Below are 26585 nucleotides of genomic sequence, written 5' to 3' on the forward strand. Positions count from 1 at the left end.
CTTACACGAGGGCGGGCCGATAGTGAAATCGGGGGGGCCGTCCGGGTGTTTTCGCAGCTAGACGTGGTGCCGCTCCCCCGATAGGGGGATGCTGTGCCGGTGCTCCTCTCCCCTCGCGCCCGCCCGTGGGGCTCCTACGTCGTGCTCGTGCTCCTCGTCGCGGCCTGCTACTACCTGGGCGCGCGCCTCGGTCTGCTCCAGGCGCTGGTGAACGACCAGGTGACGCCGTTGTGGCCGCCGACGGGCGTGGCGGTGCTGGCGCTGCTGGTGGGCGGGCTGCGGTTGTGGCCCGGCGTGACGCTGGGGGCGTTCGCGGTGAACGCGTCGCTGGGCGACCTCCCGGTGACGGTGGCGATCTGCGCCGGCAACACGCTGGGTCCGGTGGTGGCCTGCCTGCTGCTGCGGCGCGCGGGTTTCCGCCTCGAACTGGACCGGACGCGGGACGCGTTGGCGCTCGTCCTGCTCGGGGCGCTCGCGGGGATGCTGGTCAGCTCGACGGTCGGGTCGACGGCCCTGCTGCTCAACGGTGTGGTGGACGGCGGTCGCTTCTGGTCGACGTGGGCGGTGTGGTGGACGGGTGACGCGCTGGGCGTCCTGGTGTTCGTGCCCATGGTGCTGGCGCTGCGGACCCTGCGGTGGCGGCGGCCGTCGCCGAGGCGGTGGGTGGAGGCCGCAGCGCTGGTGGGCAGCCTGACGGCGGTGATGCTGTTCGCGACGTCGCGCGACGTGCGCCTGATGTACCTGGTGTTCCCGTTCCTGATCTGGGCGGCGCTGCGCTTCCAGCACCTGGGCACGGCGCCGTGCGCGTTGATCGCCGCGACGATGGCGGCGCGGGGCGCGGCGGCGGGTAGCGGTCCGTTCGCGGGTGTGGATCTCCTCGTGCGGATGGTGGGTCTCCAGGCTTATAACGGGACGGCGGTGCTGACGGCGCTGCTGCTGTCGACGGTGATCGCGGAGCGGAACGCGGCACAGGCGGCGATCGAGCGGACGGTGGAGCAGTTGTCGGAGGTCGTGTCGAGGTACCGGCCGACCCCGTTGGGCGACCTGCTGCCACCGCGGCGGCCGGAGGGGCTTTGAGCGTGGACGTGGTCGTGGTGGGTGGCGGTCCGGCCGGGCGTGCGCTGGCGCGGGCGTGCGCCGCGCGCGGGCTGGGGACGGCCCTGGTGGACCCGAACCCGGAGCGGAGGTTCCGGGCGACGTACGCGGCCTGGGCGGACGAGTTGCCGCCGGGCGCGCCGGTGGCGGTGGAGGCGTCGCGGTCGCGGGTGGTGACGACGGCGGAGCACGCGGTGGGTCGCCGGTACGCGGTGCTGGACAACGAGCGGCTGTGGGAGCTGCCGGCCGTGGTGGACGTGGTGGCGGGCCGGGTGGTGCAGCGGTCGGCGTCGTCGGTGCGGTTGGCGGACGGCCGGGTGCTGCGGGGGCGCGTGGTGGACGCGTCGGGCGCTGCGGGTGGTTCGGGCGCGGCGCAGACGGCGGTGGGCGTGGTGGTGCCGGCGGAGGTGGCGCGGCCGTTCGTGGGCGTCGACGAAGCGGTGATCATGGACTGGCGGAAGCCGCCGGCGGCGACGACGGCGGACCCGACGTTCCTGTACGCGATCCCGGTGTCGGCGACGCGGGTGCTGCTGGAGGAGACGTCGTTGGCGCGGCGGCCGGGGTTGCCGCTGGCGGAGCTGCGGCTGCGGTTGCACGCGCGGTTGGCGGTGCACGGCATCGCGGTGCCGGAGGACGAGGAGCGGGTGCACATCCCGTTGGACGGCCGGCCGCGCGACGGGGCGTTCGGGGCGGCGTCGGGGTTGATCCACCCGGCGACGGGCTACAGCGTGGCGGCGGCGCTGCGGCGGGCGCCGGTGGTGGCGGCGGCGCTGGCGGCGGGTCGCCCGGTGGTGCGGTCGACCGCCGAACGGGTCGTCCACGCGATGTGGTCGCGCGGTCTCACGTCGTTGTTGGCGATGCGGCCCGACGAGGTGCCGGAATTCTTCCACCAGTTCTTCCTTTTGCCCGACAACCACCAACGCGCATACCTCGGCGGGCACGGTGACCTGCGGGGGACGCTTTCGGCGATGTTGCGGTTGTTCCACGACGCGTCGTGGTCGATGCGCGGTCGAATGGCATTTCCTGTGCGATCGGCCAAAAGTTGGGGAACACCGGGTTAACGCCCTCGTCTTGTGGTGGCGGAACGGGCACGATCCGGGGGTGCCCGCCTTGCTGGATGACGTACGGTTCGCCTTCCAGCCGCTGTTCAACCTCAACACCGGGGGTGTCGTCGCGGTCGAGGCACTGGCCCGGCCGCACGACGGCAGCGTGCAGGACCTGCTCCGAGCGGCTTTCCGCGCGGGGTACCTGGCGAACACCGACGTGGCGCTCGCGTGCCGCGCGGTCCGCCACGCCGCCGAGCACGGGCTCGGCGTGCCGCTGCACGTGAACCTGCTGGCGATGACGATCGCGGACAAGCCGGAGCTGCTGGCGCCGCTGTACGCGGTGCTGCGCGAGGTGGACCGCGCCCCGTCCGACCTGGTGCTGGAGGTCGGGGTGCCGTACTCGCGGGCGCCGCGCCGGCTGCTGGTGCGGGGGTTGCGGCGGTTGCGCGAGGACGGGTTCCGGCTGGGCCTGGACGGGGTGGGCGAGGGCGACTCGCCGCTGTCGCTGCTGACCGAGGTGCAGCCGGAGGTGCTCAAGCTCGACCGCGAGGTGGTGGTGGCGCTGCCCTCGGACCCGGCGAGGTTCGCGCTGGTCCAGGCGTTGCAGCACCTGTGCGAGCACACGGGGTCGCTGATCGTGGCGGAGGGCGTGGAGACGGAGGCGCAGCTGGCGGCGCTGCGCAGGCTGGGCGTGCGGCTGGCGCAGGGCAACCTGCTGGCGACCGCGCAGCGCCGGCCGCGGGTGGACGCGACGATCGCGGCCGTGCTGAGCGAGGTCAACGACCCCGAGTCGACGACGAAGACGATGACGGGGCAGGTGCGGCGCGGGTCGGGGCCGCGGGTGACGGACTTCCTGCACCCGGCGACGACGCTGCCGGAGTCGGCGACGTCGGAGGAGGTGCTGGAGGTCCTGGGCAGCCGGCCGACGGTGACCGGCGTGGTGCTGGTCGACGAGGAGGACCGGCCGCGCTGGACGGTGGACCGCAACCGGTTCCTGCTGGCGGTGACGGGGCCGTTCGGCCACGCCCTGCACGCGAAGCGGGAGGCGGCGCGGCTGGCGGACCGGCCGAAGGTGATCGGCGCGGAGTCGAGCGCGCTGGAGCTGCTGGACGTGGTGGCGCACACCCACCGGGAGCGCACGAACGACGACCTGGTGGTCGTGGACGGCGACGACCGGTGCCTGGGCGTGGTGCGGGTGGCGGACGTGGTGCGGGGCATCGCGGAGCTGAAGGTGGAGCGGGCGGCGGCGCTGAACCCGCTGACGCGGCTGCCGGGCACCGACTCGTTCGCGCGCGAGGTGGACCGGCGCGTGCTGGGCGGTGACCTGTTCGCCGTGGGGTGGCTGGACGTGGACGCGTTCAAGCGGGTGAACGACTCGGTGGGGTTCGCGGCGGGCGACGACCTGATCCGGGCGCTGGGGCGGGCGTTGACGGAGGGTGCGGCGGCGTTCCCGGGCGTGCACGTCGGGCACGTGGGCGGGGACGACTTCCTGGTGGTGGCGGGGTTGGACGAGATCGTGCCGTTCTCGGCGGCGGTGCTGGACGCGCCGTTCGACGCGGAGGGCCACCCGGTGACGCTGTCGCTGGCCACGCTGATCTGCGCGGCGGGGTCGGTGGGCTCCTACCGCGAGGTGTCGCGGCTGCTGGCGCCGCTGAAGGAGCACGCGAAGTCGCTGCGCGGCACCAGCTGGGTGCTGGGCCGGCCGGGGAGCGACCACGTGGACGTGCTGCGCGGCGGGCCGCACCTGGCGGTGGGCTGACCGCCGCCACCACCGTGACCGCCGTGACCGCCGTGCCGGTCGCCGAGGTCGCGGAAGTTCACCGCATCGCTGCCTGTGCACCAGTGCTGATCACTCATAGCATCCAGGGTGGTCACCCAGCGCAAGGAGGTCCCGGTGAGCGAGGCGACCGCCCTGACGCTCCCGCGCCCCGTGTCCGACCTGCCGCTGACGGTGGGCGTGGAGGAGGAGTTCCTGCTGGTCGACCCGGTCACGGGGGCGCTGCGGCCGATCGCGGGGGCGGTGCTGGGCGGGGCGGACGGCGGGCTGGACCTCCAGCCGGAGATGACGGCGTTCCAGGTGGAGAGCGCCACGGCGGTGTGCCTGACCATGGCGGAGGTGCGCGAGCAGCTCGTGGCGGCGCGGCGGGAGCTGGGGGTGCTGGCCGCCCGGCACGGCGCGCGGATCGTGGCGACGGGCACGCCGGTGCTGCGCGAGAGCCGGCCGCCGCCGCTGACCGAGGGCGCGCGGTACCGGACGATCGCGGCGGAGTTCGGGTCGCTGGTGGACGGGCTGACGATCTGCGGGTGCCACGTGCACATCGGCATCCCGGACCCGGCGACGGGGCTGCTGATCTGCAACCACCTGCGGCAGTGGCTGCCGGTGCTGCTGGCGGTGTCCGCGAACTCGCCGTTCTGGGACGGCCGGGACACCGGGTACGCGAGCTGGCGGTACCTGATGTGGGGGCCGTGGCCGTCGGCGGGCGCGCCGCCGTGGTTCTCGTCGGTGGAGGACTACCGGTCGGGCACGCGGGCGCTGCTGGAGTCGGGGGCGGCGCTGGACGAGGCGATGGTCTACTGGGACGTGCGGCTGTCGGCGAAGCACCCGACGGTGGAGCTGCGGGTGTGCGACGTGGCGGCCACGGTGGACGAGGCGGTGCTGGTCGCGGCGCTGGTGCGGGCGGTCGCGGCGATGGCGGTCGCGGGCGCGCCCGCGTTCCCGGTGTCGGACGTGGTGCTGCGGGGCGCGCTGTGGCGGGCGGCGCGCGACGGGCTGGGCGGCGCGGGCGTCGATCCGCGCAGCGGGCGGTTGGTGGCGGCGGCGGACCTGGTGCGGGAGCTGGTGGGCTGGGTGCGGCCCGCGCTGCGGGCGGCCGGTGACGAGGACCTGGTGGTGGACGGGGTGGAGCGGCTGCTGGCGGACGGGACGGGGGCGGTGCGGCAGCGGCGGGCGTTCGCGCGGCGCGGTGAGCCGGCCGACGTGGTGTCGTTCCTGGTGGGGCAGACCTGAGCGGGGCCGCCCGGGGAGGGCGGTGGCCGTGGGCTCGGTGTCAGCGGGGGTCGGTGTCAGCGGGGGTCGGTGTCAGCGGGGGTCGGTGTCAGCGGGGGTCGGTGCTCAGCTTGGCGTGGCAGTGCAGGTCGTGCGGGCCGTCGAGGTGCACGAGGGCCGCCCGCAGGGTGCCTTCGAGGGCGAAGCCGAGCTTGGCGGCGACCCGGCACGACGGGGCGTTGGCGGTGGAGTGCTGGAGGAACAGCCGGCGCAGGCCGAGGTCGTCGAACACCCACCGCTCGACGGTCCTCGTCGCCCGGACGGCGACCGCGCGACCGCGGTGCGCGGGCAGCACCCAGTAGGAGAGCTGGGCGACGCCCTCGTGCAGGGAGACGGTGCGCAGGCCGACCTGGCCGAGCGGTTCGTCGGTGCGCCGGTCGGCGACGGCCCAGGAGGCGTCGGTCTCGACGTTCCACCTGGTGCTCCAGCCCCGGGTCCAGGCGCGGGCCTCCTCGGGGCTGTTCATGCGGCGCAGGTGCCAGCGCCGGATGTCGGGGCAGTCGAACGCCTCGGTCACGGCGGCGGCGTCGCCCTCGTGCCACGGGCGCAGCACCAGCCGGTCGTCGACGTCGAGGCGGGGTTGGTCGCGGTCGCGCAGGGCGCCGGCGGGGAGGGTGGGCGGGGCGAGGTAGGGCACGAGGCCATCCTGGTCCACCGCAAGCGCTTTCGCGCCCGGTTTTGTCGGTGGTCGCCGGCAAGATGAAGAACAGGGGTCCCCTGGGCGGGGACCCCTGCGCAGCACGCGAGCCGCAGCACTCGGGCCGCAGCACTCGGGCCGGAGCAGGCGAGCCGGAGCAGGCGAGTCGCAGCGGGCAGGCCCGCCGGACGCGCCGAACCCGCCGCGCGCGGTAGGCGGCACGGCGGGTTCGGTGGTGGGAACGGGTCAGACGGTGAAGCCGAGGGCGCGCAGCTGCTCGCGCCCGTCGTCGGTGATCTTCTCCGGGCCCCACGGCGGCATCCAGACCCAGTTGATGCGGAAGTCGCTGACGATCCCGCCGCTCCCGCCCCCGCCGCCGACGAGGGCGGACCGGGTCTGGTCCTCGATGACGTCCGTCAGCGGGCACGCCGCGGAGGTCAGGGTCATGTCGATCAGGGCCACGTTGTCGTCGTCGACCCGGATGTCGTAGACCAGGCCGAGGTCGACGACGTTGATGCCCAGTTCGGGGTCGACCACGTCGCGCATGGCCTCCTCGACGTCGTCCAGCGCGGCCACGTCGGCCTTCGGCGCGGGCGGTTCGGGCATGCCCTCCACGCCGCGCACGACGTCCTCTTCGGTGCTGCTCATGGGTTCGCTCCCTCGCTGCGCGCCACGGCGTCCTTGAAAGCCATCCAGCCCAGCAGCGCGCACTTGACGCGCGCCGGGTACTTCGCCACGCCCGCGAACGCGATGCCGTCCTCCAGGACGTCCTCGTCCGGTTCGACCTGGCCTCGGCCCTGCATCAGCTCGACGAACGCGTCGAGCTTCGCGAACGCCTCGTCGACCGGCTTGCCGACCACCAGGTCCGTCATCACCGACGTGGACGCCTGGCTGATGGAGCAGCCCTGGCCGTCGTAGGACACGTCGGCGACCGTGCCGCCGTCCAGCCGCACGCGCAGCGTGACCTCGTCGCCGCACGTCGGGTTGATCTGGTGGGACTCGGCGTCGAACGGGTCGCGCAGGCCGCGGCCGTGGGGGTTCTTGTAGTGGTCCAGGATGATCTCCTGGTACATCTGCTGGAGCTGCATCACGCCACCCCGAAGAACTTCTGCGCCTCGCGCACGGCGTCCACCAGGGTGTCCACCTCGTCGAGCGTGTTGTAGAGGTAGAAGCTGGCGCGGACGGTCGCCGCGGCGTCCATCCGGCGGTGCAGCGGCCACGCGCAGTGGTGGCCGACGCGGACGGCGACGCCGAGGCTGTCGAGGACCTGGCCCGCGTCGTGGGCGTGGACGCCGTCGACGACGAACGACACCGCGCCGCCGCGGTCGGTCGTGTCGAGGGGTCCGACGACCCGCACGCCGGGGATGGCGGAGAGGCCGCGCAGGGCGGCCTCGGTCAGCCGGTGCTCGTGCGCGGCGACGCGGTCCATGCCGATCTCGTCCAGGTAGTCCACGGCCGCGCCGAGGGCGACCGCCTGGGACGTCATGGGCACGCCGGCCTCGAAGCGCGCCGGCGGCGGGGCGAAGGTGGACTTCGCCATGTGGACCATCTCGATCATCGACCCGCCGGTGAGGAACGGCGGCAGCGCCTCCAGCAGCTCGCGGCGGCCGTAGAGGACGCCGATGCCGGTCGGGCCGAGCATCTTGTGGCCGCTGAACACCGCGAAGTCCACGCCGAGGGCGTGGAGGTCGACCGGGCCGTGCGGGACGGACTGGCACGCGTCGAGCACGGTCAGCGCGCCGACGCGGCGGGCGGCCCCGACCAGCGTCGCCACCGGGTTGACCGTGCCCAGCACGTTCGACTGGTGGGTGAACGCCACGACCTTGGTGCGGTCGTTGACCAGGGTGTCGATGTCGGACAGGTCGAGCCTGCCCTCGTCGGTGACGCCGAACCAGCGCAGCGTGGCGCCGGTGCGGGCGGCGAGCTGCTGCCACGGCACGAGGTTGGCGTGGTGCTCCATCTCGGTGACTACGATCTCGTCGCCGGGGCCGACGCGGAAGCGCTCCGCCTCGGGGCCGGCGGTGGCGGCGTTGCCCATCGCGTACGCGACGAGGTTGACGCCCTCGGTCGCGTTCTTGGTGAACACGACTTCGCCGTACGAGGCGCCCACGAAGTCGGCGATCTTCTGCCGCGCGCCCTCGTAGGCGTCGGTGGCCTCCTCGGCGAGCTGGTGCGCGCCGCGGTGCACGGCGGCGTTGGCGGTCTCCAGGAAGGCGCGCTCCGCGTCGAGGACCTGCCTCGGGCGTTGCGAGGTGGCGCCGGAGTCCAGGTAGACCAGCCGCTTGCCCTCACGCACGGTGCGGCCCAGGATCGGGAAGTCGGCCCGGACGGCAGCGGCGTCCAGTGGGGCCGCGGTGGCGGTCCCGGCTGCGGTGGGGGTGGTGGTCACTGCTCCGACGCCTCCTCTCAGAACGTTGGTCACGACAGGTGCAACGTCAGCCGATGCTGGCGGCTTCCTGCTTCCCGATGTACTTCACGTAACCCTCGGCCTCCAGCTTGTCCGCCAGCTCGGGGCCGCCGGACTCGGCGATGCGGCCGTTGGCGAACACGTGGACGAAGTCGGGCGAGATGTACTTGAGGATGCGCGTGTAGTGCGTGATCAGCATGACGCCGACCTCGCCGCCCGCCTTGTAGCGGTTGACGCCCTCGGACACGACGCGCAGCGCGTCGACGTCGAGGCCGGAGTCGGTCTCGTCGAGGATCGCGATCTTCGGCTTGAGCAGGCCCAGCTGGAGGATCTCGTGGCGCTTCTTCTCGCCGCCGGAGAAGCCCTCGTTGACGGAGCGCTCGCCGAAGGACGGGTCGATGTCCAGGTCGGACATCGCGCCCTTGACCTCCTTGACCCAGTGGCGCAGGTTGGGGGCCTCGCCGCGGACGGCGGTGGCGGCGGTGCGCAGGAAGTTCGTCATCGACACGCCGGGGACCTCGACCGGGTACTGCATGGCGAGGAACAGGCCCGCGCGGGCGCGCTCGTCGACGGTCATGCCGAGCACGTCCTCGCCGTCCAGCAGCACGGTGCCGGAGGTGACGTCGTACTTGGGGTGGCCGGCGACGGCGTAGGACAGGGTCGACTTGCCGGAGCCGTTCGGACCCATGATCGCGTGGGTCTCGCCCGCCTTGATGGTCAGGTCGACGCCCTTGAGGATCTCCTTGGCGCCTTCCTCGGTGTTGACCGAGACGTGCAGGTCCTTGATCTCCAGAGTGGCCATTGGTGCTCAGTTCTCCTGGTGTGGCGGGCGAAAGTCAGTTCGTGGTGGTGGCGACGTCGACGTACACGTCGTCGCCGCGGAGCTCGACGGCGAACACGTCGACCGGCTCGGTGGCGGGCGGCGAGGACGGGCGGCCGGTGCGCAGGTCGAAGCACGACCCGTGCAGCCAGCACTCCACGCCCTTGCGCGTGACCTCGCCCTCGCTGAGCGCGACCTCGGCGTGGGTGCAGAGGTCGCGCAGCGCGTGCACGGTGTCGCCGTCGCGGACGAGCAGTACGGGGGTGGCCTCGTCGCCGACCTCGAACGCGACCGGCTTGCGGTCGTCGAGGTCGGTGACGGAGCACACCCGGAGCATCAGGCCCCCACCGCTTCCAGTTCCGCCTCGATGGCGGCTTCGAGGCGCGCGCGCACCTCGGGGACGGTGATCTTGAGCAGGATCTCGTGGAAGAAGCCGCGCACGACGAGGCGGCGGGCCTGCTCCTCGGGGATGCCGCGGGCCTGGAGGTAGAACAGCTGCTCGTCGTCGAACCGGCCGGTGGCGCTGGCGTGGCCCGCGCCCTCGATCTCGCCGGTCTCGATCTCCAGGTTGGGCACCGAGTCGGCGCGGGCGCCGTCGGTGAGCACCAGGTTGCGGTTGAGCTCGAAGGTCTCGGTGCCCTCGGCCGCGGCGCGGATCAGGACGTCGCCGATCCACACGGTGTGCGCGCCCTCGCCCTGGAGCGCGCCCTTGTAGACCACGTTGCTGCGGCAGTTGGACACCGCGTGGTCGACGAAGGTGCGGTGCTCCAGGTGCTGGCCCGCGTCGGCGAAGTACAGGCCGAGCAGCTCGGCGTCGCCGCCGCGCCCGGTGTAGGTGACCACCGGGGTGAGCCGGACGAGGTCGCCGCCGAGGGTGATGACGGTGTGCTTGAACGAGGCGTCGCGGCCCAGCTTGGCGTGGTGCGCGGAGACGTGCACCGCGTCGTCGGCCCAGTCCTGGATGGCGACGACGGTGAGGTGCGCGCCGTCGTCGACGACGAACTCGACGTTGTCGGCGTACGCGCCGGAGCCGCGGTGGTCGAGGACGACGACGCCCTCGGCGAACGGCCGGGCGTGCACCTGGAGGTGGCCGTAGGCGACCCGGCCCTCGCCCGCGCCGGTCACCGTGACGGTGGTGGGCCCGGACTTCGCGTCACCGGGGAGGGTGATCACGGTGGCCTCGGTGAAGGAGTTCCACGCCTGGGCGGCGACGCGGTCGCCGGGGGTGCCGGCCACGCCGAGGCGCTGGTCGCCGCGGGCGGCCCGGTCGACGGTGACGCCCTCCGCCGCGGTCACCTCGACGGTGGCCGTGCCGGTGGCGGGCGCGCCGTCGTGCAGGCCGGCCAGCCGCTTCATGGGGGTGAAGCGCCAGATCTCCTCGCGGCCCCCCGGCACCTCGAACGCGTCCACGTCGAACGACGCGAAGTGGTCCGCGCGCGAGGAGATGGGGGCACCCGCGCCGTGCGAGTGGGCCGTCAGGCCGTGCTGCTGGTCTTCGGTGGTGACGGCCATGTCAGCCGACGGCCCCTTCCATCTGAAGCTCGATCAGGCGGTTCAGCTCGAGCGCGTACTCCATGGGCAGCTCGCGCGCGATGGGCTCGACGAACCCGCGCACGATCATGGCCATGGCCTCGTCCTCGTTGAGACCGCGGGACATCAGGTAGAACAGCTGGTCCTCGGACACCTTCGAGACGGTGGCCTCGTGGCCCATCGACACGTCGTCCTCGCGGACGTCGACGTAGGGGTAGGTGTCGGAGCGGCTGATGTTGTCCACCAGCAGCGCGTCGCACTTGACCGTGGACTTCGAGTGGTGCGCCCGCTTGTTGACCTGCACGAGGCCGCGGTAGGAGGTGCGGCCGCCGCCGCGCGCCACCGACTTCGACACGATCGTGGACGACGTGTGCGGCGCCATGTGGACCATCTTCGCGCCGGCGTCCTGGTGCTGGCCCTCGCCCGCGAACGCGATCGAGAGGACCTCGCCCTTGGCGTGCTCGCCCATGAGGAACACGGCCGGGTACTTCATGGTGACCTTGGAGCCGATGTTGCCGTCGATCCACTCCATGGTCGCGCCCTCTTCGGCCTTGGCGCGCTTGGTGACCAGGTTGTAGACGTTGTTCGACCAGTTCTGGATGGTCGTGTAGCGGCAGCGACCACCCTTCTTGACGATGATCTCGACGACGGCGGAGTGCAGCGAGTCCGACGAGTAGATCGGCGCGGTGCAGCCCTCGACGTAGTGCACGTAGGCACCCTCGTCGACGATGATCAGGGTCCGCTCGAACTGGCCCATGTTCTCGGTGTTGATCCGGAAGTACGCCTGGAGCGGGATGTCGACGTGGACACCCTTCGGCACGTAGATGAACGAGCCGCCGGACCAGACCGCGGAGTTCAGCGCGGAGAACTTGTTGTCACCCGAGGGGATGACGGAGCCGAAGTACTCCTTGAACAGCTCCGGGTGCTCCTTGAGGGCGGTGTCGGTGTCGAGGAAGATGACACCCTGCTCCTCGAGGTCCTCGCGGATCTTGTGGTAGACGACCTCGGACTCGTACTGGGCGGCGACACCGGAGACGAGGCGCTGCTTCTCGGCCTCCGGGATGCCCAGCTTGTCGTAGGTGTTCTTGATGTCGTCGGGCAGGTCGTCCCAGGTCGCCGCCTGCTTCTCGGTCGACCGGACGAAGTACTTGATGTTCTCGAAGTCGATGCCCGACAGGTCGGAGCCCCACGTGGGCATCGGCTTGCGGTCGAACAGGCGCAGCGCCTTGAGGCGGAAGTCGAGCATCCACTCGGGCTCGCTCTTCTTCGCCGAGATGTCGCGGACGACGTCCTCGTTCAGACCTCGGCGGGCGCTCGCGCCGGCGGCGTCCGAGTCGGCCCAGCCGAACTCGTAGTTGCCGATGCTCGCCAGGGTCTCCTCCTGGCTGAGCGGGGCTGTGGTGGTGCGCTGCTCGGCAGCGGCAGTCATGCGGGCTCCCCTCCATCTGAAGTCCGTGCGTCGGCGTCGCCGACCCGGTTCGGGCCGTCGGCGTCAACCGAGGCGGTCCTGGGTGTGTTCGGGATGTGCGTCGTGCACACGGCATCGCCGCGGGCGATGGTGGCCAGGCGCTGGACGTGCGTGCCGAGCAGGTCGGCGAACGCCGCCGTCTCGGTCTCGCACAGCTGCGGGAACTCGGCGGCGACGTGCGCGACCGGGCACAGGTGCTGGCAGAGCTGCTCACCCGCTCCCACGTGCCGCGCCGAGGCAGCGTAGCCCTCCCGGGTGAGCGCGGCCGCGAGGGCCTTGGCCCGGTCGGCCGCGTCGGGCTGGGCCACGATGGCCGCCCGGTGCTGGTCCACGAACGCGCTGACGCGGCGCTGCGCGAAGGCCCGTACCGCCTCCTCCCCGCCCTGTTCGGCGAGGAACCGCAGCGCGGCGACGGCGAGGTCGTCGTAGGCGTGCCCGAAGCGGGCCCGCCCCTGCTCGGTCAGCAGGAACAGCTTGGCCGGGCGACCCCGGCCGCGCTGGGTGCGCCGGGGCGCCTCCCTGCCGGTCGCCTCACCGTCCGCCACCAGGGCGTCGATGTGCCGCCGCACCGCCGTGGGGCTCAGGCCCAGCCGGTCCGCGACCGAGGCCGCGGCGACCGGGCCCTGCTCCAGCAGGAGCCGGGCGACGGCGTGCCGGGTCCGGCCGTCGTGCCCCGCGGGCACGCCGGTGGAGTCGGTCCCGACGTTTTTCACAACACCAGTGTTGCTTATTTCGTCGGCGCTCGCAAAGATCGCCCCGGATCGGGTGACCCGACTCACGCGCCGGGGGCGGTCGCTACCCTTCGGGCGTGGCGGCGGGCGGAGTGGTGATGGCGAACCGGAGCGCGATCGGCGAGGCCGCGCCCCTCGACGCCCCCGAGCGGCGGCAGCTCGACATCATCCGCCGGTGGGGCACCGTGGGCGCCCTGCTGATGGCGGTCGGGTCGCTGGGCGCGGGCGCCGCGCCGGTGTTCAGCCCCCTGCCGGGCACGCCCGTGCTGGGCCTGTTCCCCCGGATGAACAGCGCCTCGATGGCCGTGGTGTGGACGGGCATCTTCCTGATCGTGTCGGCGTGGCTGTGGCTGGGCCGGTTCGCCCGGCCGGGCCGGCCGCGGCTGATGACCCGCAGCCAGCTCGACCGCACCCTGCTGATGTGGATCACGCCGCTGGTGTTCGTGCTGCCCATGTTCAGCCGGGACGTCTACAGCTACCTGGCGCAGTCGCAGATCGCGGCCAACGGGCAGGACCCCTACGAGCTGGGGCCGGCCACGGCGCTGGGCGTGGACCACCCGCTCACCGTGAACGTGCCGAACATCTGGCGCGAGACGCCCGCCCCGTACGGGCCGCTGTTCCTGGCGGCCGGCCGGGTCATCTCGATGGTGACCGGGGACGGCGTCCTGCCGGGGATCTTCCTGCACCGGCTGCTGGTGCTGCTGGGCCTGGCGATGATCGTGTGGGCGCTGCCCCGGCTCGCCCGGCGCTTCGGCGTGCCGCCGGTGAGCGCGCTGTGGCTGGGCGCGGCGAACCCGCTGGTGCTGTTCCACCTGGTCGTGGGCGTGCACAACGAGGGCCTGGCGATCGGGTTGATGCTGGTCGGCATGGAGCTGGCGCTGCGCCGGATGCCGACCACCCCGGGCGTGCCGGTGACCCGCGACGAGCTGCTGTGGATCGTGCTCGGCGCGACCATGATCACGATGGGCGCGGCGGTGAAGATCCCGGCCGCGCTGGCGCTGGGCTTCCTGGGCGTGATGATCGCCAGGCGGCTCGGCGGCCGGTTCACCGACCTGGTCAAGGCGGCGCTGCTGCTGCTGCTCATCTCGGGCGTGGTGATGGTCGGCACGTGCGTCGGCACCGGCCTCGGGTTCGGCTGGGTGCAGACGCTGAACACGGCGAGCACGGTCAAGAGCTGGATGTCGCCGCCCACCGCGATGGGCTTCACGGGCGGTGGGCTGGGCCTGCTGCTGGGGCTGGGCAACCACACCGAGTCGATGATCGCGCTGATGCGGCTGGTCACCCAGGGCGTGTCGGTCGTGCTCGCGGCGACGCTGCTGTGGAAGGCGTTCCGGGGCCGCATCAAGGCCGTCAACGGCCTGGGCGCGGGCCTGGGCGCGGTGCTCGTGCTGGGGCCCGTGCTCCAGCCCTGGTACGTGCTGTGGGCGGCGTTGCCGCTGGCCACGGCCGTGCTGGCGCGCCGCTTCCGGGTGTTCGCGACCACGGCCAGCGCGGTGATCGCGGTGATCCTGCCGCCCACGGGCTCGGCGTTCGACGGCCGCGCCTACACCGTGCCGCAGGCCGTGGCGGGCGCCCTGATCGCGTTCGCGGTGTGCCTGTTCGTGGCCCGCAAGCAGGTGTTCCCGCTGATCAGGCGGGACCCGCTGCCCGGGTCGGTGTAACCCACCGGCCCGTTCGGGCGAGGTAGGGGTAGCGGGAAGATCGTCGCCTCGGGGGAGGAACGCGCGATGTCCGACGTGCCGCAGGAGCAGATCCGGTTCGCCGTGGTGCTCAACGGCGGGGTGAGCCTCGCCGTCTGGATGGGCGGGGTGGTGCTCGAACTCGACCGCCTGACCAGGGGCGACGGTCCCTGGTCGGCGTTGCTCGACATGGTGTGCAGCACCGCGCGCGCCGATGTCATCACCGGCACGTCGGCGGGCGGCATCAACGGCGCCGCCCTGGCGTTGTCGCAGGTCAACGCCAACGCGCGGGTGGAGAGGCTGCGGGACCTGTGGGCCGAGCAGGGCCGCATGGAGCAGCTGCTGCGCACCCCGTTCCGGGGGCAGCCGGTGTCGCTGCTGCGCGGCGACGAGTTCTTCCTGCCGCGGCTGCGGGAGGCGCTGGAGCGCCTGACCGCCGACTTCGAGCCCACCCCGCGCGACGAGCGGCCGGTGGACCTGCGGATCACCACGACGCTGCTGGCGGGCGTGCCCACGGTCACCCACGACGACCTGGGGCAGACCATGGTGCAGTCCACGCACCAGGGCAGCTTCTCGTTCCGCCGCGACCCCGGCGCGGGCGACCGGGACGACTTCACCGCCGACGACCTGCCCGGCCTGGTCAGCCGCCTGGCGCTGGCCGCCCGCTCCTCCGCGTCGTTCCCGTTCGCGTTCGAACCGTCGTTCGTCCCGGTCGCGCCCGGCGCGCCCGACGGGGCCAGGCCGAACATGGACGGCGTCGCGTCCTGGTCCAACGGCGCGGACAACCGGTCGCGCTACGCCGTGGACGGCGGCGTGCTGGTCAACACCCCCACCCGGGAGGCGCTGGAGGCCATCGACCGGATGCCCGCCGAGGGGCCCGTGCGGCGGGTGATGCTGCTGGTGTTCCCGCACGCGCCCGAGGCCGTGGTGGAGCCGGTGGCGCCCGTGGACGGCGCGCTGCCCAGCACCGTCGCCACCGGCGCGAAGCTGCTCGGCGCGCTGACCAGCCAGAGCGGCCGCACCTACGTCGACCGCATCGAGCAGCACAACCGCGACGCGGCGTCGCGGCGCGGCGGGCGCAACGCCCTGCTCGACCGGCTGGCCGCGGGCGGCTCGGTGGTGGACAAGCTCTACGCGCTCGCCGGGACCCTGCACGACCACTACGAGGACGTGCGCATCCGGCACGCGGCGCGCGACGTGACCACCCGGCAGTTCGAGGTGCCCGGCACGAACGCCGCGGGCTGGACGTTCGAACGGGTGCGGGCCGCGGCCGAGGCCGCGCAGCGGCGGTACCACGACCGGCACGACGGCCTGCCCTACGTGCCCGACGCGCCCCAGCCCGCCGCGCTGCCCGGGCACGGCTGGCCGTGGGGCATCACGATGGCCGACCGGCTCGCCTCCGCCGCGATGGACCTGCTCAAGCGCCTGGTGTGGGTGATGCCCGACGCCGGGCGGCTCGCGCTCGCCCGCACCGACCTCTACGACGTGCGGGCACGGCTGCGCGCCGCCCGCGCCGAGCTCGACGCGCACTGGACCACCGACACCACCGAGGAGCTGGACCAGGGGTACTGGGAGCGGCGGGTCGCGCGGTTCGCGGAGAAGATGCTGCGCGAACCCGACGGCGTCGGGCAGCGGGTGCGCGAGCAGGTCGACCGGATCGCGCGCGTCCTCGGCGAGGCCCGCGAGACCCTCTCCCGGTTCGACGACGACGGGCTGCGCGTCGGCGGGCTGCGGTCGTGGCACCGGCTGCTCACCGACCCGGCCACCCCCGCGGAGACCGGGGCCGGCCTGGCGGGCGACGCGCTGCCGCTGTCGCGGGCGCTGGCGCTGGAGGTCGCCACCACGTGCCTGGCCGACGACAGCCCCGGCGGCCTCGACCAGGCCGTGGAGCTGGTGCAGATCAGCCTCCAGACGCGCAACGCGTTCGCCGAGTACAGCCTCACCGCCGACGACAAGGCGGGCGGCGCGTCGATGGGCCGGTTCTCCGGGTTCCTCAAGCGCTCGTGGCGGGTCAACGACTGGATCTGGGGCCGCATGGACGGCGCCACCATGCTGTGCCGGGTCCTGTTCGACCCGAAGCGGCTGCTGCGCGCCGACCGGCTCGCCGGCGGGGAGGGCGAGCCCGCGGAGCGCGCCGCGCGGCGGGTCGCCGAGCTGGTGCGCGAGCTGTTCGGCGACCCGCTGCCCGACGAGCTGGTGCCGTACGCGCGGCGGGCGGAGGCCGAGCTGGCCGCCCTGTACGCCGACCCGGAGGGCGACCACCCGCCGACGTGCGCGGCGCTCGCCGAGCTGGCCGCGTGGTCGCTGCACACCCGCATCGCCTGCGAGGAGCTGCCCGCGCTGCGCGCCGCGATCCTCGCCGACCGGCACGAGGGCGCGGACCGGCGCTCGCGCGGCGAGCTGTTCCTGGAGGAGCAGGCGGCGCTGCTGGCGAAGCTGCCCGCCCGCACCGACGCCGAGCGCGTCGAGGTCGGCGTGCGGGCGCTGGCCGCGTTCGACCGGGCCGGCATCGGGCGCGAACCGCTCGTCCAGGAGGCGAGCAGCGACCAGGTGATCCGCACCGCGGCGACCGCGGCGGCCGTGGCCATCACCGTCGCCGACAGCGAGAACTCGGGCCTGGGCACGGCGAAACCGCTGACCAGGACGTTGCGCGGGGCGGCGCTGCTGCCGTACTGGACGATCACCGGGCTGACCCGCGGCGGGCAGCTCGCCCAGTTCCTCGGGCTGCTCGGGTTCGCCCTGGGCGGCGCGCTGCTCGTGCTGGCCCTGTTCGACCTGCTGCCGCCGTGGGCGGTGGGCCCGGCGGCGGCGCTGGGCTCGGGCACGCTGCTGGCCGCGTTCGGCTACGCCGCGCTGCGCTCCGGCACCCTGCTGCACGGCCTGGTGCTGCTGTCACCGGTGATACCGCTGGTCACCGTCGCCATCGACCGGGTGCGCGACGAGATGGCCGACGGGAAGGCCGCGGCACAGGCCACCACCGGCATGGTCGCCGTGGGCGGCGTGCTGCTGGTCGTCGTCGCGCTGCTGGTCATCGGCAGCCTGCCCGCGCCCGTCGGCACGCCGCTGGCCGTGCTCGCGAAGATCAGGCTCAAGCCGCGGCTGCTGCTGCGGGTGCTGGTCGCGGCGGTGATCGTGGTGGGCGTGTGGGCGTTCGTGCGCTACCGGGTCTACGACCTGCCGCCCGCCGCGGTGGTCGCCGGCACGGGCGTGGCCGTCGTGTTCGGCGCCGTCACCTCCTACGCGCTGGGCAGCTCCCTACGGCGGTGGCGGCAGGTCGAGGGCCGCTGGGAGACCGAGGCCGCCGAACCGCCCGCGTCGGCCACCGCCGGGTGGGCCGCCGTGTACGGGGCCGCGCTGCTGGTCGTGGCCGCCGCCGTGCAGGTGTTCGCGCTGCGCTTCCCCGGCTGGGAGGCGGTCCTGGGCACCGCGCTCGCGTTCGGCCTCGTGCTGCTGCTGGTCACCACCTGGTGGGTGCCGCTGCGGGCGCGCCGCACCATCGCCACGTCCCTGGTGGAGCAGATGTCCGTCGTGGACTTCGACCCCGACGAGGTCGCCGACGCGCTGCTCAAGCGCCTGGAGGGCCACGGGATGCTGTTCAAGTTCCTGACCGAGCTGGACGCCGGCTCGGGCAGGCCCGTGCTCAACGCCACCGGGCGGCGCGTGGCGCAGCGCGCGGCCCGCCTGTCGACCACCGGCGTGGACGTGGACTGAGGTCGGGGAGAATCCTCGACCGTGACGGTTCTCGCGGTGGCCGAGCGGACGGCAGGCACCTCCGACCCCAGGACGCTCGACGTGTACGGGCGGTCGGTGGTGCGCGACGCGTTCGGCGTGGACGTGCGCGGCACGGGCGACGGCGTGCGCCTGTGGTCGCTGCTGCTCGCCGGGTGCGAGCGGTCCGGCCCCGGGTTCACCGGCGCCGTCGCCGACGTCCTGCGCGCGAACGGCCCCCGGCTCAGGGCCGTCGTCCACGACCCGGGCGCGCGGACCGCGCTCGCCGGGTCCCCGCCCAGCGAGGAGGCGCACCTGGCGCTGCTGGTGACCGCCGCCGCCGAGGGCGTCGACCTGGCCGACCCGCGCGCGCTGTCCGTGCTCGGCCTGGACGACACCCGCACCGCCGACTTCGCGCTGCGGCTGTGGGGCTGGACCGTGCTGGGCTCCACCCTGCGGGACGGCACCCTCACCCTCGTCGCCGACGTCGAGGAACGCACCCCCCTGTTCACCGCCCTCGCCACCGCCGTGCCCCACCACACTCCCGGCGCCGAACGGGTCGTCGTGCGGCTCAACGGCGAGCACCGCCTCTCCGGCCCGGTGGAGCCGTGGGCGCAGTTCCGCTCCCCCGACGCCGACCGCGTGCTCGTCCTGGTGGAACTGCTGGGCACGTGGGCGTTCGACGACCGGCCCGCCCTGTCCCGCGACGTCGGCCGCCGCCTGCTGGCCGGCTGGGTGGAGGAGGCGGGCACCCGCGACCCGCGCGCCGCCGTCGCCCGCCTGCGCCGCCTGCGCGAGGCCGCGGTGAGGCTGGGTGACGACGAGGTGGCCGCCGCCGTCCGGTCGCGCATCGCCTCCCTGCGCGACCCGGCGTCGATCTCCCTGGAGGACATCGTCAAGCTGCGCGGGTGGCGCACCGCCCCCATGCCCGGACCCGAGGCGCTCGGCGACGACCTGCGCGCGCTCAAGGCCGCCCGGGGGTGACCCCGCTCGCCGGCCGCGCGCCCGCGCGTCACGCCGCCAGCGCCTCCCGCGCCACCGGCGGCACGCCCGCCGCCCGCGCGTACAGCGCCTCGAACGCGTCCAGCGTCGCCCCGATCGCGTGCGCCGCGATCAGCTCACCCGACGCCGCACCCATCCGCGCCGCACCCGCCGGGTCCGACGTCACCGCGTGCAACCGGTCCGCCAGGCCGCGCACGTCACCCGGCGTGAACAACCACCCGTTGCGCCCCGGCCGGCACAGGTGCGGCAACGCCATCGCGTCCGCCGCCACCACCGGCTTGCCCGCCGCCATCGCCTCCATCGTCGCCAGGCTCTGCAGCTCCGCCACCCCCGGCATGCAGAACACGTCCGCCGCCGCGTAGGCGTCCAGCAGCTCCTCCTCCGGCACGAACCCCCGGAAGCGCACCCGGTCCGCGATGCCCAGGTCGCGGGCCAGCAGCTCCCACTCCGCCCGGCACGAACCGTCACCCACCAGGTCCACCCGCAGGCCCGGCACCAGCGCCGCCGCGCGCAGCAGCTCGTCGACCCGCTTCTCCTCGTCCAGCCGACCCACGAACAACACCGTCGGCCGGTCCCCGCCCGCCACCCGCCGCCCCCGGTAGCGCTCGATGTCCACACCGCACGACACCGGCACCGCCCGCGCCGGGAACCCGCTGTCGTGCAACAGCTCCACGGCCCTCGGCGTCGGCGCCGTCACCACGTCCGCCACCCCGTACACCCGCCCCAGGTCGCGCCACGCCCACCGCGACGCCACCCCCCGCAACCACGCCGGCACCCGGGCGTGGCCGAACAGGTTCTCCGGCATGAAGTGGTTCGTCGCCACCGTCGGCACACCCAGCGCCGCCGCCTGCCGCAGCACCTGCCGCCCCACCACGAAGTGCGCCTGCACGTGCACCAGGTCCGGCCTCAACGCCGCCAGCAGCACCCCCACGTCACGTCTCACCTCCCACGGCAGCCCGACCCGGAACGTCCGGTGGAACGGCGTGCGGTGCGACCTCAACCGGTGCACGGTGATGCCGTCGACGCGCTCCGAGCGCGCCTCGCCCGACGGCGACACGCACACCACGTGCACGTCGTGGCCCCGACCCGCCAGGCCCGTCGCCAGGCGGTGCGCGAAACGGGCCGCCCCGTTCACGTCCGGCGGGAACGTCTCGGCGGCGATCACGATCCGCGTGGCGCGTCCGTCGTTCACTGTCTTCTCCGATCTGACGACTGCACGAGTGGTGCCCGCACCGGACGTGCGGGCCAGCGCCACCACGCCGCCGACGGCGACGAGGGCGCACGACACCTGGGCCAGGGCGACCGCGCCACTGGTCCGGGACGCCTCACCGAGCACGACCGCGCCCAGGCCCACGGCCACGAGCGGGTCCACCGCGGTGAGGCAGGCGACCGCCACGTGGGGCGGACCGCCGGCGTAGGCGTGCTGGACGAACCAGCCGCCCACCACGAGCGAGACGGCGATACCCGCCACCGACAACGCGGTGCCCCACGACGCGCCACCGCGCTGGACGTCCTGCGACACCGCCCGCATCAACACCGACACGAAGCCGTAGGCGACACCACCCGCCACCCCGAACCCGAGGGACCGCGCCACCGGACCCGCCGACAGCACCCCCACCAGGCCCGGGACCACGACCAGCCCCAGCGCCACCAGCGCGGCACGCGCCTCCGCCTCCGGGGCCACCGCGGTCGCCGACGCGCTGCCCGCCGCCAGGAACACGAACGCCCCCACGCCGAACGTCGTCACCAGCACCGCCGGCAACTCCCGCCACCGACCGTCCAGCAGCGCCGTCACCCCGATCGCGACCACGCCCACCGGCTGCACCACGCTCAACGGCGCCATCCCCAACGCCACCGCGTGCACCCCCGCGCCCACCACCAGCAGCACCAGCCCCACCAGCCACCGCGGCCGGCGCAGCAGGTCCGCCACCCGCGGCGCGCCCCCGCCCGCCCGCACCGCGTCGTGCTGCAACCGGGCCGCGACGGCGAAGAACACCGCCCCCACCACCGCGAGCCCCACCGCCACACCCGTCACGACGCCACCCCCCGCCGCGCCGCCGCGACCGCCAGGACGAACAGCACGCAGTACAACAACGCGAACAGGACCCGCTCGAAAAGACCGAGGACCACCGCACCGGAACCCGGGAACAACACCGCCGCGTGGCTCAACATGAATACGACCGAGGCAATACCCGCGGCCACCGAAAAACGACGCAGAACCACACTCCCGATGAACGTCCGGGAAACCAACCACCCCGCCGCCGGCAGCGCCGCGAACATCACCGCCCCCGCGTACCGGTGCACCGCCCCCGCGAACGACGTCGGCTCCCCCACCGGGTCCGTCGGGAACACCACCGCCACCGCCAACCCCGCCGACCACAGCCCCAACAACACCGCCACCGGCCCCCACCTGGGCAAACCCGACCGCACCAGCGCCACCAGCAACGCCGCCGACGACGCCGCCAACGACAACGCCGTCACCGCCAGCAACCCCGCGCCGTCGTCCACGAAGACGTAATCGCTGACCGTGTGCGTGATCGGGCTCAACTCGCCCACCGACGACACGTGCAAGTAGCCCACCGGGAACAACGACAGCACGAGCCCCACCACCGCCGGCGGCACCACCGCCGGCCGAACGTCCCCCCGAATACGCGCCACGGGAAAATCCTCGTGGCGGAACAGCCACCGGAATATCCGGAACACCCCCGAGGAAACCCTGAAGCCACCCGGAGAACCCCGGTGGGGCTGACCCCACCACCGGCACCCCACCACCGGCACCCGCCCGCCGACGCCCTAGGCTTCCCCGTCGTGAGCCCGCACCCCCAACGCCCTGCCGTGGAAGTGTCGGGGCTGGTCAAGCGCTACGGCTCCACCCCCGCCGTGAACGGGCTCGACCTCACCCTCGACACCGGCACCGTCCTCGCCCTGCTCGGCCCCAACGGAGCCGGCAAGACCACCACCGTCGAGGTGTGCGAGGGCTTCCGCAGAGCCGACGCCGGCACCGTCCGCGTCCTCGGCCTCGACCCCGCCCGCGACGGCGACCGCCTCCGCCCCCGCATCGGCGTCATGCCCCAGGGCGGCGGCGGCTACCCCGGCATCCGCGCCGACGAACTGCTCCGCCTCGTCGCCACCTGCGCCGCCGACCCCCTCGACCCCGCCTGGCTGCTCGACGTCCTCGGCCTCACCGGCACCGCCCTCCGCACCCCCTACAAGCGGCTCTCCGGCGGCCAGCAGCAACGCCTCTCCCTCGCCTGCGCCCTCGTCGGCCGCCCCGAACTCGTCTTCCTCGACGAACCCACCGCCGGCATGGACCCCCAGGCCCGCCACCTCGTCTGGGAACTCGTCGGCGCCCTGCGCGACGACGGCGTCAGCGTCCTGCTCACCACCCACCTCATGGACGAGGCCGAAGCCCTCGCCGACCACGTCGTCATCGTCGACGACGGCCGCGTCGTCGCCCAGGGCAGCCCCACCCAGCTCACCGCCCACCACGCCGACGACCAGCAGCTGCGCTTCCGCGCCCGCCCCGGCCTCGAACTCACCCTGCTGCGCGACGCCCTCCCCGAGGGCATGAAGGTGCGCGAGGCCAACCGCGGCTCCTACCTCGTCGAGGGCCGCATCACCCCCCAGGTCGTCTCCACCGTCACCTCCTGGTGCGCCCAGCAGGGCGTCCTCGCCGAGGAGCTGACCGTGGCCAAGCGGAGCCTCGAAGACGTGTTCCTGGAGCTGACCGGCAGGGAGCTGCGCTCGTGACACACCCCCGCTTCACCCCCGGCACCTTCACCCCCGCACCCGGCCGCGGGCACCTCGGCCGCATGCTCCTCGCCCAGGCCCGCACCGAGACCCGGCTCACCCTGCGCAACGGCGAACAGGTACTGCTCACCGTCCTCATCCCCGTCGCGCTGCTCGTCGCCATGAGCCTCATGACCGCCATCCCCGCACCCGACCCGCGCGTCGCCACCTCCACCGCCCGCGTCCTCGCCCTCGCCGTCATCTCCTCGGCGTTCACCGGCCAGGCCATCGCACTCGGCTTCGACCGCCGCTACGGCGTCCTCAAGCGCCTCGCCGCCACCGCCCTGCCCCGCTGGCTCCTCGTCGCCGGGCGCGTCACCGCCGCCCTCGCCGTCGTCGCCGTGCAGGCCGCCATCATCACCGCCGTCGCCCTGCTCCTCGGCTGGGACCTCCCCGGCCCCACCGGCCTGCTGTGGACCGCCCTGCTCCTCGTCCTCGGCACCCTGTCCTTCGGCGCCCTCGGCGTCCTCCTCGGCGGCGCCCTCCGCGCCGAGATCGTCCTCGCCCTCGCCAACATCGCCTGGTTCGTCCTGCTCCTCATCGGCGGTGTCGCCCTCGGCGTCGACACCCTCCCCGGCCCCCTCGCCACCGTCGTCGACCTGCTCCCGTCCGCCGCGCTCGCCGAAGCCCTCCACACCACCGCCGTCGACGGCCGCGCGCCCGGCCTGCGCCCCGTCGCCGTCCTGCTCGCCTGGGGCCTCGCCGCCGGCGCCCTCGCCACCCGCACCACCAGGGTCGACTGACCCCGGCCGGCCGCTCTCAGGAACCGGTACCTACCATCGGGACGTGTCCGCCCCACCCTGGTTCACCCGCTTCCTCAGCACGTTCCAGCGCACCTTCGCCATCGCCGTGGTCATCGCCCAGGGCGGTATCGCGGTCACCGGCTCGATCGTGCGCGTGACCGGGTCGGGCCTCGGCTGCCCCACCTGGCCCCAGTGCTTCGAGGGCAGCATGGTGCCCGTCGAACACCCCGAGGTCGCCTCCCTGCACCAGTGGGTCGAGTTCGGCAACCGCACCCTCACCGGCGTCGTCGGCGTCATCGCCGCCCTCTGCGTCCTCGCCGCCTGGTTCGACCGCCCCCGCCGCGCCCGCGTCGTGAAGCTCGCGCTCGTCCAGTTCGGCGGCGTCGTCCTCCAGGCCGTCGTCGGCGGCCTCACCGTGCTCACCGGCCTGCTCTGGTGGACCGTCAGCGTCCACTTCCTGATCTCGATGGTGCTCGTCTGGTTCGCCGTGCTGCTCGTCGCCGCCCTCGGCGAGGGCGACGCACCCGCCCGCCCCCTCGTGCCCCGGCCCCTGATGGCGCTCCAGGTCGTGCAGGCCGCCGTCCTCGGCCTCCTGCTCCTCGCCGGCACCTTCGTCACCGCCGCCGGCCCCCACGCGGGCGACGCGAACACCCCGCGCCTCGACGCACCCGTCGACACCCTCGCCCAACTGCACGCCGACCTGCTGTTCCTCTTCCTCGGCATGCTCGTCGCACTCGGCTTCGCCCTGCGCGGCCACCCCGTGCCCCGCCGCCCCTACTGGGTGCTCGTCGCCGTCGTGCTCTCCCAGGGCGTGCTCGGCATGGTCCAGTACTGGACCGGCGTGCCCGAGGTCCTCGTCTCACTGCACGTGCTGGGCGCGGGCGCGGTGGTCGTCGCCACCGCCGCCCTGTGGACCTCCACCCGCGAACGGGCTCACTTCGTCGACGACGGCCTGCGCTCCCAGACCGCGGGCAGCTCGGTCGCCAGCCACGCGTAGAGGTCGTCCACGGCCCGGAGCCGCACCGCCCGCTCCGGGTCGCCGCTCATCAGCCGCATCCCCGCCTCGGTCAGCTCCCGCACGCTCACCAGCGCGTCCAGCTTGGTCTGCACCAGGTCCGCCCACCGCTTCTCGTTGATGCGGTACTGCGACGCCTGCCGGCCGCGCCGGGTGCGCTTCGTCACCAGACCGGCGTTGACCAGGAACTTCATGTTCGTGCTGATCGAACCGCTGCTCGCCTCCAGCTCCTGCGACAGCTCGGCGGCGGTCCGCTCGGTCGGCTGGCACACCAGCAGGTAGCCGAGGATGCGCCCGCCGATCAGCGGGATGCCCTCCTTCTCGAAGTGCGCCGCGAACCGCTCGATCCACGCCGACAGCCGGGTTTCCCGTCCGACGCTCATGCGTCCCCCTCAGCTCCGGCCGACCTCGTTCTTCGGTCGACACTGAAGTCATAGTAGGTCGCATGTCGATCAGTGCGCAAAGGCGGGCGCCCCGGCGGGGCGCCGTCAGAGCCGGCGCAGGCCCGCGAGCACCCGTTCCATCAGGCCCAGGTCGGGCTCCTCGCCGTCGCCGGCCCCGTTCCCGTGCACGTCGATCAGGCCCCGCTCGGCCATGTCGCCGAGCAGGACCTTCGCCACCCCCAGCGGCAGCCGCAGCAGCGCGGCCACCTCCGCCACCGACCGCGGCCTGGCCACCAGCGAGATCACCTCGTGGTGCTCGGCCTTCATGCCGCCCGGGAACTCCCAGTCGACCGCGGACACCAGCGTCTCCAGCTCCAGCTGGTACGACGACGTGGTGCGACCGCCGGTCCACGAGTAGGCGCGGACGATCGACGCCGCCTCCTCGCGGGGGTAGTCGACGTCGTCGTCCCCGTCGTCGAACACCGGTCGGTGCGGCCTGGTCTCCCCGGTCGACGGCTCCTCGGGCTTCGGCTTGTCCGGTCGCCGCCGGCGCGCGTCGAAGCTGAAGCCGTTGAGCAGGTCGGCGAACGACTGCTCGTTCGGTGGCTCCTGGTCGCTCATGACCACCTCACGCGGAAGGGCGGGCCATCATCCGCTTCGCGCCGTGGAGCTGGGCGCGCAGCTCGGGGGTGAGGAGCTGGCCGACCTGCTCGACGACGACCGTCATCTCGTAGGCGACCTGGCCGACGTCCGCGTCCGGCGCGGCCAGCACCGCGAGGCACGAGCCGTCCCGGATCGACACCAGCAGCATGATCCCGTACTGCATCTCGATCACCGAGCGCAGCACACCGCCGCCGTCGAAGCAGCGCGCCGCCGACTCGGTGAGGCTCGCCACCCCGGCCGCGATGGCGGCCAACTGGTCGGCCCGGTCGTTCGGCAGCCCGTTCGACGCGGTGAGCAGCAGGCCGTCCACCGAGATCACCACGGCGTGGGCCACCCCCGGCACGCGCTCGGCGAAGTTGCCCACCAGCCAGCCGAACTGGTCGACCTGCCGCGACTTCTGCGTGCTCATCCACTCTCCTGCCCAGCTCGGTTCTCACCGGATTGCCGCTCACCTTGCCGGACGCCGGTCTGGTAGCTGGCGAGGAAGCCGCGTGTCGCCTGCGGGTCCCTCCGTACGGGTGCCACCGCATCGGGTGCACCCGGCCGTTCCGACATCAGGTTGGTGCGGGGCCGCCTCTTCGGCAGCTCCGACGGGTTGTCGTTCACGGGCGCCTCCCCGCGCTCGTGGGTGTCCGCGGCACGGTGCCGCGCGGGTTCCGCGGGGCTCGGCGGCACCCTGGTGCCGCCGAACCAGACCGACCCGGTGCGGCCGGGGCCCTCGCCCGCGGTCGGGGTCGGCGCGTCGGGTGTGGTGGTGCCGCGGAACGGCGCCCAGCCGTCCTCCTTCGGCGGCGAGGCGGGCGGGCGCGCGGGGCGCGGCGAC

The 26585-nt window shown here is 73.8% G+C and carries 25 protein-coding genes; 11 read left to right on the plus strand and 14 right to left on the minus strand.

Annotated features, from left to right (window positions below):
• Nucleotides 1-99: 99 nt before the first annotated feature.
• From ACR807_RS30620 to ACR807_RS30635, 4 genes are all read left to right on the plus strand, one after another.
• The gene (locus ACR807_RS30620) at nt 100-1077 is read left to right on the plus strand and encodes an MASE1 domain-containing protein (RefSeq protein ID WP_438924931.1); all 978 of its coding nucleotides are present in this window, start codon (nt 100-102) and stop codon (nt 1075-1077) included.
• Nucleotides 1078-1079: 2 nt separating this feature from the next.
• A complete protein-coding gene (locus ACR807_RS30625; RefSeq protein WP_438924953.1) occupies nt 1080-2156 on the plus strand; it encodes a lycopene cyclase family protein in 1077 nt (358 codons plus the stop codon).
• Nucleotides 2157-2196: 40 nt separating this feature from the next.
• The gene (locus tag ACR807_RS30630; protein WP_438924932.1) at nt 2197-3900 is read left to right on the plus strand and encodes an EAL domain-containing protein; all 1704 of its coding nucleotides are present in this window, start codon (nt 2197-2199) and stop codon (nt 3898-3900) included.
• Between the two features lie 135 nt (nt 3901-4035).
• A complete protein-coding gene (locus tag ACR807_RS30635) occupies nt 4036-5148 on the plus strand; it encodes a carboxylate-amine ligase (RefSeq protein WP_438924933.1) in 1113 nt (370 codons plus the stop codon).
• Nucleotides 5149-5236: 88 nt separating this feature from the next.
• Here ACR807_RS30635 and ACR807_RS30640 read toward each other — a convergent pair whose 3' ends face one another.
• The 9 genes from ACR807_RS30640 to ACR807_RS30680 form a co-directional block, all read right to left on the minus strand.
• Complete coding sequence (locus ACR807_RS30640; protein ID WP_438924934.1) at nt 5237-5842, minus strand: GNAT family N-acetyltransferase; 606 nt, start codon at nt 5840-5842, stop codon at nt 5237-5239.
• 228 nt (nt 5843-6070) lie between these two features.
• Nucleotides 6071-6472, minus strand: a complete 402-nt coding sequence (locus tag ACR807_RS30645; protein ID WP_438924935.1) for a metal-sulfur cluster assembly factor — start codon at nt 6470-6472, stop codon at nt 6071-6073.
• Complete coding sequence (sufU, locus tag ACR807_RS30650; RefSeq protein ID WP_438924936.1) at nt 6469-6912, minus strand: Fe-S cluster assembly sulfur transfer protein SufU; 444 nt, start codon at nt 6910-6912, stop codon at nt 6469-6471. Before sufU ends, ACR807_RS30645 begins: the two co-directional genes overlap by 4 nt.
• A complete protein-coding gene (locus ACR807_RS30655) occupies nt 6912-8213 on the minus strand; it encodes a cysteine desulfurase (RefSeq protein ID WP_438924937.1) in 1302 nt (433 codons plus the stop codon). Before ACR807_RS30655 ends, sufU begins: the two co-directional genes overlap by 1 nt.
• Before the next feature lie 46 nt (nt 8214-8259).
• Nucleotides 8260-9033, minus strand: a complete 774-nt coding sequence (gene sufC, locus ACR807_RS30660; RefSeq protein WP_438924938.1) for a Fe-S cluster assembly ATPase SufC — start codon at nt 9031-9033, stop codon at nt 8260-8262.
• A gap of 34 nt (nt 9034-9067) precedes the next feature.
• A complete protein-coding gene (locus ACR807_RS30665; RefSeq protein ID WP_438924939.1) occupies nt 9068-9388 on the minus strand; it encodes a non-heme iron oxygenase ferredoxin subunit in 321 nt (106 codons plus the stop codon).
• Nucleotides 9388-10563 (minus strand): Fe-S cluster assembly protein SufD, encoded by a 1176-nt coding sequence (gene sufD, locus ACR807_RS30670; RefSeq protein ID WP_438924940.1) that lies wholly within the window; start codon nt 10561-10563, stop codon nt 9388-9390. The genes ACR807_RS30665 and sufD overlap by 1 nt, the downstream gene beginning before the upstream one ends.
• Before the next feature lies 1 nt (nt 10564).
• Nucleotides 10565-12010 (minus strand): Fe-S cluster assembly protein SufB, encoded by a 1446-nt coding sequence (sufB, locus tag ACR807_RS30675; protein ID WP_438924941.1) that lies wholly within the window; start codon nt 12008-12010, stop codon nt 10565-10567.
• Nucleotides 12007-12762, minus strand: a complete 756-nt coding sequence (locus ACR807_RS30680; RefSeq protein WP_438924942.1) for a helix-turn-helix transcriptional regulator — start codon at nt 12760-12762, stop codon at nt 12007-12009. Before ACR807_RS30680 ends, sufB begins: the two co-directional genes overlap by 4 nt.
• 116 nt (nt 12763-12878) lie before the next feature.
• On the opposite strand from ACR807_RS30680, the gene mptB reads away from it, so the two are divergent.
• The 3 genes from mptB to ACR807_RS30695 all read left to right on the plus strand — a co-directional run bounded on the left by mptB (nt 12879) and on the right by ACR807_RS30695 (nt 19151).
• Nucleotides 12879-14441 (plus strand): polyprenol phosphomannose-dependent alpha 1,6 mannosyltransferase MptB, encoded by a 1563-nt coding sequence (gene mptB / locus ACR807_RS30685; RefSeq protein WP_438924954.1) that lies wholly within the window; start codon nt 12879-12881, stop codon nt 14439-14441.
• 66 nt (nt 14442-14507) lie between these two features.
• Nucleotides 14508-18170: a patatin-like protein gene (locus tag ACR807_RS30690; RefSeq protein ID WP_438924943.1), complete on the plus strand. Its 3663-nt coding sequence runs from the start codon at nt 14508-14510 to the stop codon at nt 18168-18170.
• 21 nt (nt 18171-18191) lie between these two features.
• On the plus strand, nt 18192-19151 hold the full coding sequence (locus ACR807_RS30695) for a hypothetical protein (RefSeq protein ID WP_438924944.1): 960 nt from the start codon (nt 18192-18194) through the stop codon (nt 19149-19151).
• A gap of 28 nt (nt 19152-19179) precedes the next feature.
• Here ACR807_RS30695 and ACR807_RS30700 read toward each other — a convergent pair whose 3' ends face one another.
• Nucleotides 19180-21204 carry a glycosyltransferase gene (locus tag ACR807_RS30700; RefSeq protein ID WP_438924945.1) on the minus strand — a complete coding sequence of 675 codons (2025 nt, stop codon included), beginning with the start codon at nt 21202-21204 and terminating at the stop codon, nt 19180-19182.
• Nucleotides 21201-21827 carry a DUF998 domain-containing protein gene (locus tag ACR807_RS30705; protein ID WP_438924946.1) on the minus strand — a complete coding sequence of 209 codons (627 nt, stop codon included), beginning with the start codon at nt 21825-21827 and terminating at the stop codon, nt 21201-21203. Before ACR807_RS30705 ends, ACR807_RS30700 begins: the two co-directional genes overlap by 4 nt.
• A 177-nt stretch (nt 21828-22004) precedes the next feature.
• On the opposite strand from ACR807_RS30705, the gene ACR807_RS30710 reads away from it, so the two are divergent.
• The 3 genes from ACR807_RS30710 to ACR807_RS30720 all read left to right on the plus strand — a co-directional run bounded on the left by ACR807_RS30710 (nt 22005) and on the right by ACR807_RS30720 (nt 24698).
• Nucleotides 22005-22919, plus strand: a complete 915-nt coding sequence (locus tag ACR807_RS30710; protein WP_438924947.1) for an ABC transporter ATP-binding protein — start codon at nt 22005-22007, stop codon at nt 22917-22919.
• A gap of 62 nt (nt 22920-22981) precedes the next feature.
• Nucleotides 22982-23701 carry an ABC transporter permease gene (locus ACR807_RS30715; protein WP_438924955.1) on the plus strand — a complete coding sequence of 240 codons (720 nt, stop codon included), beginning with the start codon at nt 22982-22984 and terminating at the stop codon, nt 23699-23701.
• A gap of 43 nt (nt 23702-23744) precedes the next feature.
• Nucleotides 23745-24698, plus strand: a complete 954-nt coding sequence (locus tag ACR807_RS30720) for a COX15/CtaA family protein (protein WP_438924948.1) — start codon at nt 23745-23747, stop codon at nt 24696-24698.
• Here the strand turns inward: ACR807_RS30720 and ACR807_RS30725 are convergent.
• The 3 genes from ACR807_RS30725 to ACR807_RS30735 all read right to left on the minus strand — a co-directional run bounded on the left by ACR807_RS30725 (nt 24635) and on the right by ACR807_RS30735 (nt 26171).
• Nucleotides 24635-25099 (minus strand): GbsR/MarR family transcriptional regulator, encoded by a 465-nt coding sequence (locus ACR807_RS30725; protein WP_438924949.1) that lies wholly within the window; start codon nt 25097-25099, stop codon nt 24635-24637. The genes ACR807_RS30720 and ACR807_RS30725 overlap by 64 nt on opposite strands.
• Nucleotides 25100-25204: 105 nt before the next feature.
• Nucleotides 25205-25720: a DUF742 domain-containing protein gene (locus ACR807_RS30730; RefSeq protein WP_438924950.1), complete on the minus strand. Its 516-nt coding sequence runs from the start codon at nt 25718-25720 to the stop codon at nt 25205-25207.
• A 7-nt stretch (nt 25721-25727) separates the two neighbouring features.
• Complete coding sequence (locus ACR807_RS30735; protein WP_438924951.1) at nt 25728-26171, minus strand: roadblock/LC7 domain-containing protein; 444 nt, start codon at nt 26169-26171, stop codon at nt 25728-25730.
• A gap of 153 nt (nt 26172-26324) precedes the next feature.
• On the opposite strand from ACR807_RS30735, the gene ACR807_RS30740 reads away from it, so the two are divergent.
• Nucleotides 26325-26585: hypothetical protein (locus tag ACR807_RS30740; RefSeq protein WP_438924952.1), on the plus strand; the 261-nt coding region annotated here is incomplete at its 3' end.

Origin of the sequence: Saccharothrix sabaoui (assembly GCF_051756985.1) — a bacterium.
Taxonomy (GTDB): domain Bacteria; phylum Actinomycetota; class Actinomycetes; order Mycobacteriales; family Pseudonocardiaceae; genus Actinosynnema.

Coding starts and splice junctions, on each gene's coding strand:
- ACR807_RS30645 (WP_438924935.1), bottom strand. CDS start 6,472: ATGAGCAGCACCGAAGAGGACGTCGTGCGCGGCGTGGAGGGCATGCCC.
- sufU (WP_438924936.1), bottom strand. CDS start 6,912: ATGCAGCTCCAGCAGATGTACCAGGAGATCATCCTGGACCACTACAAG.
- sufC (WP_438924938.1), bottom strand. CDS start 9,033: ATGGCCACTCTGGAGATCAAGGACCTGCACGTCTCGGTCAACACCGAG.
- ACR807_RS30665 (WP_438924939.1), bottom strand. CDS start 9,388: ATGCTCCGGGTGTGCTCCGTCACCGACCTCGACGACCGCAAGCCGGTC.
- sufD (WP_438924940.1), bottom strand. CDS start 10,563: ATGGCCGTCACCACCGAAGACCAGCAGCACGGCCTGACGGCCCACTCG.
- sufB (WP_438924941.1), bottom strand. CDS start 12,010: ATGACTGCCGCTGCCGAGCAGCGCACCACCACAGCCCCGCTCAGCCAG.
- mptB (WP_438924954.1), top strand. CDS start 12,879: ATGGCGAACCGGAGCGCGATCGGCGAGGCCGCGCCCCTCGACGCCCCC.
- ACR807_RS30690 (WP_438924943.1), top strand. CDS start 14,508: ATGTCCGACGTGCCGCAGGAGCAGATCCGGTTCGCCGTGGTGCTCAAC.
- ACR807_RS30715 (WP_438924955.1), top strand. CDS start 22,982: ATGCTCCTCGCCCAGGCCCGCACCGAGACCCGGCTCACCCTGCGCAAC.
- ACR807_RS30725 (WP_438924949.1), bottom strand. CDS start 25,099: ATGAGCGTCGGACGGGAAACCCGGCTGTCGGCGTGGATCGAGCGGTTC.
- ACR807_RS30730 (WP_438924950.1), bottom strand. CDS start 25,720: ATGAGCGACCAGGAGCCACCGAACGAGCAGTCGTTCGCCGACCTGCTC.
- ACR807_RS30735 (WP_438924951.1), bottom strand. CDS start 26,171: ATGAGCACGCAGAAGTCGCGGCAGGTCGACCAGTTCGGCTGGCTGGTG.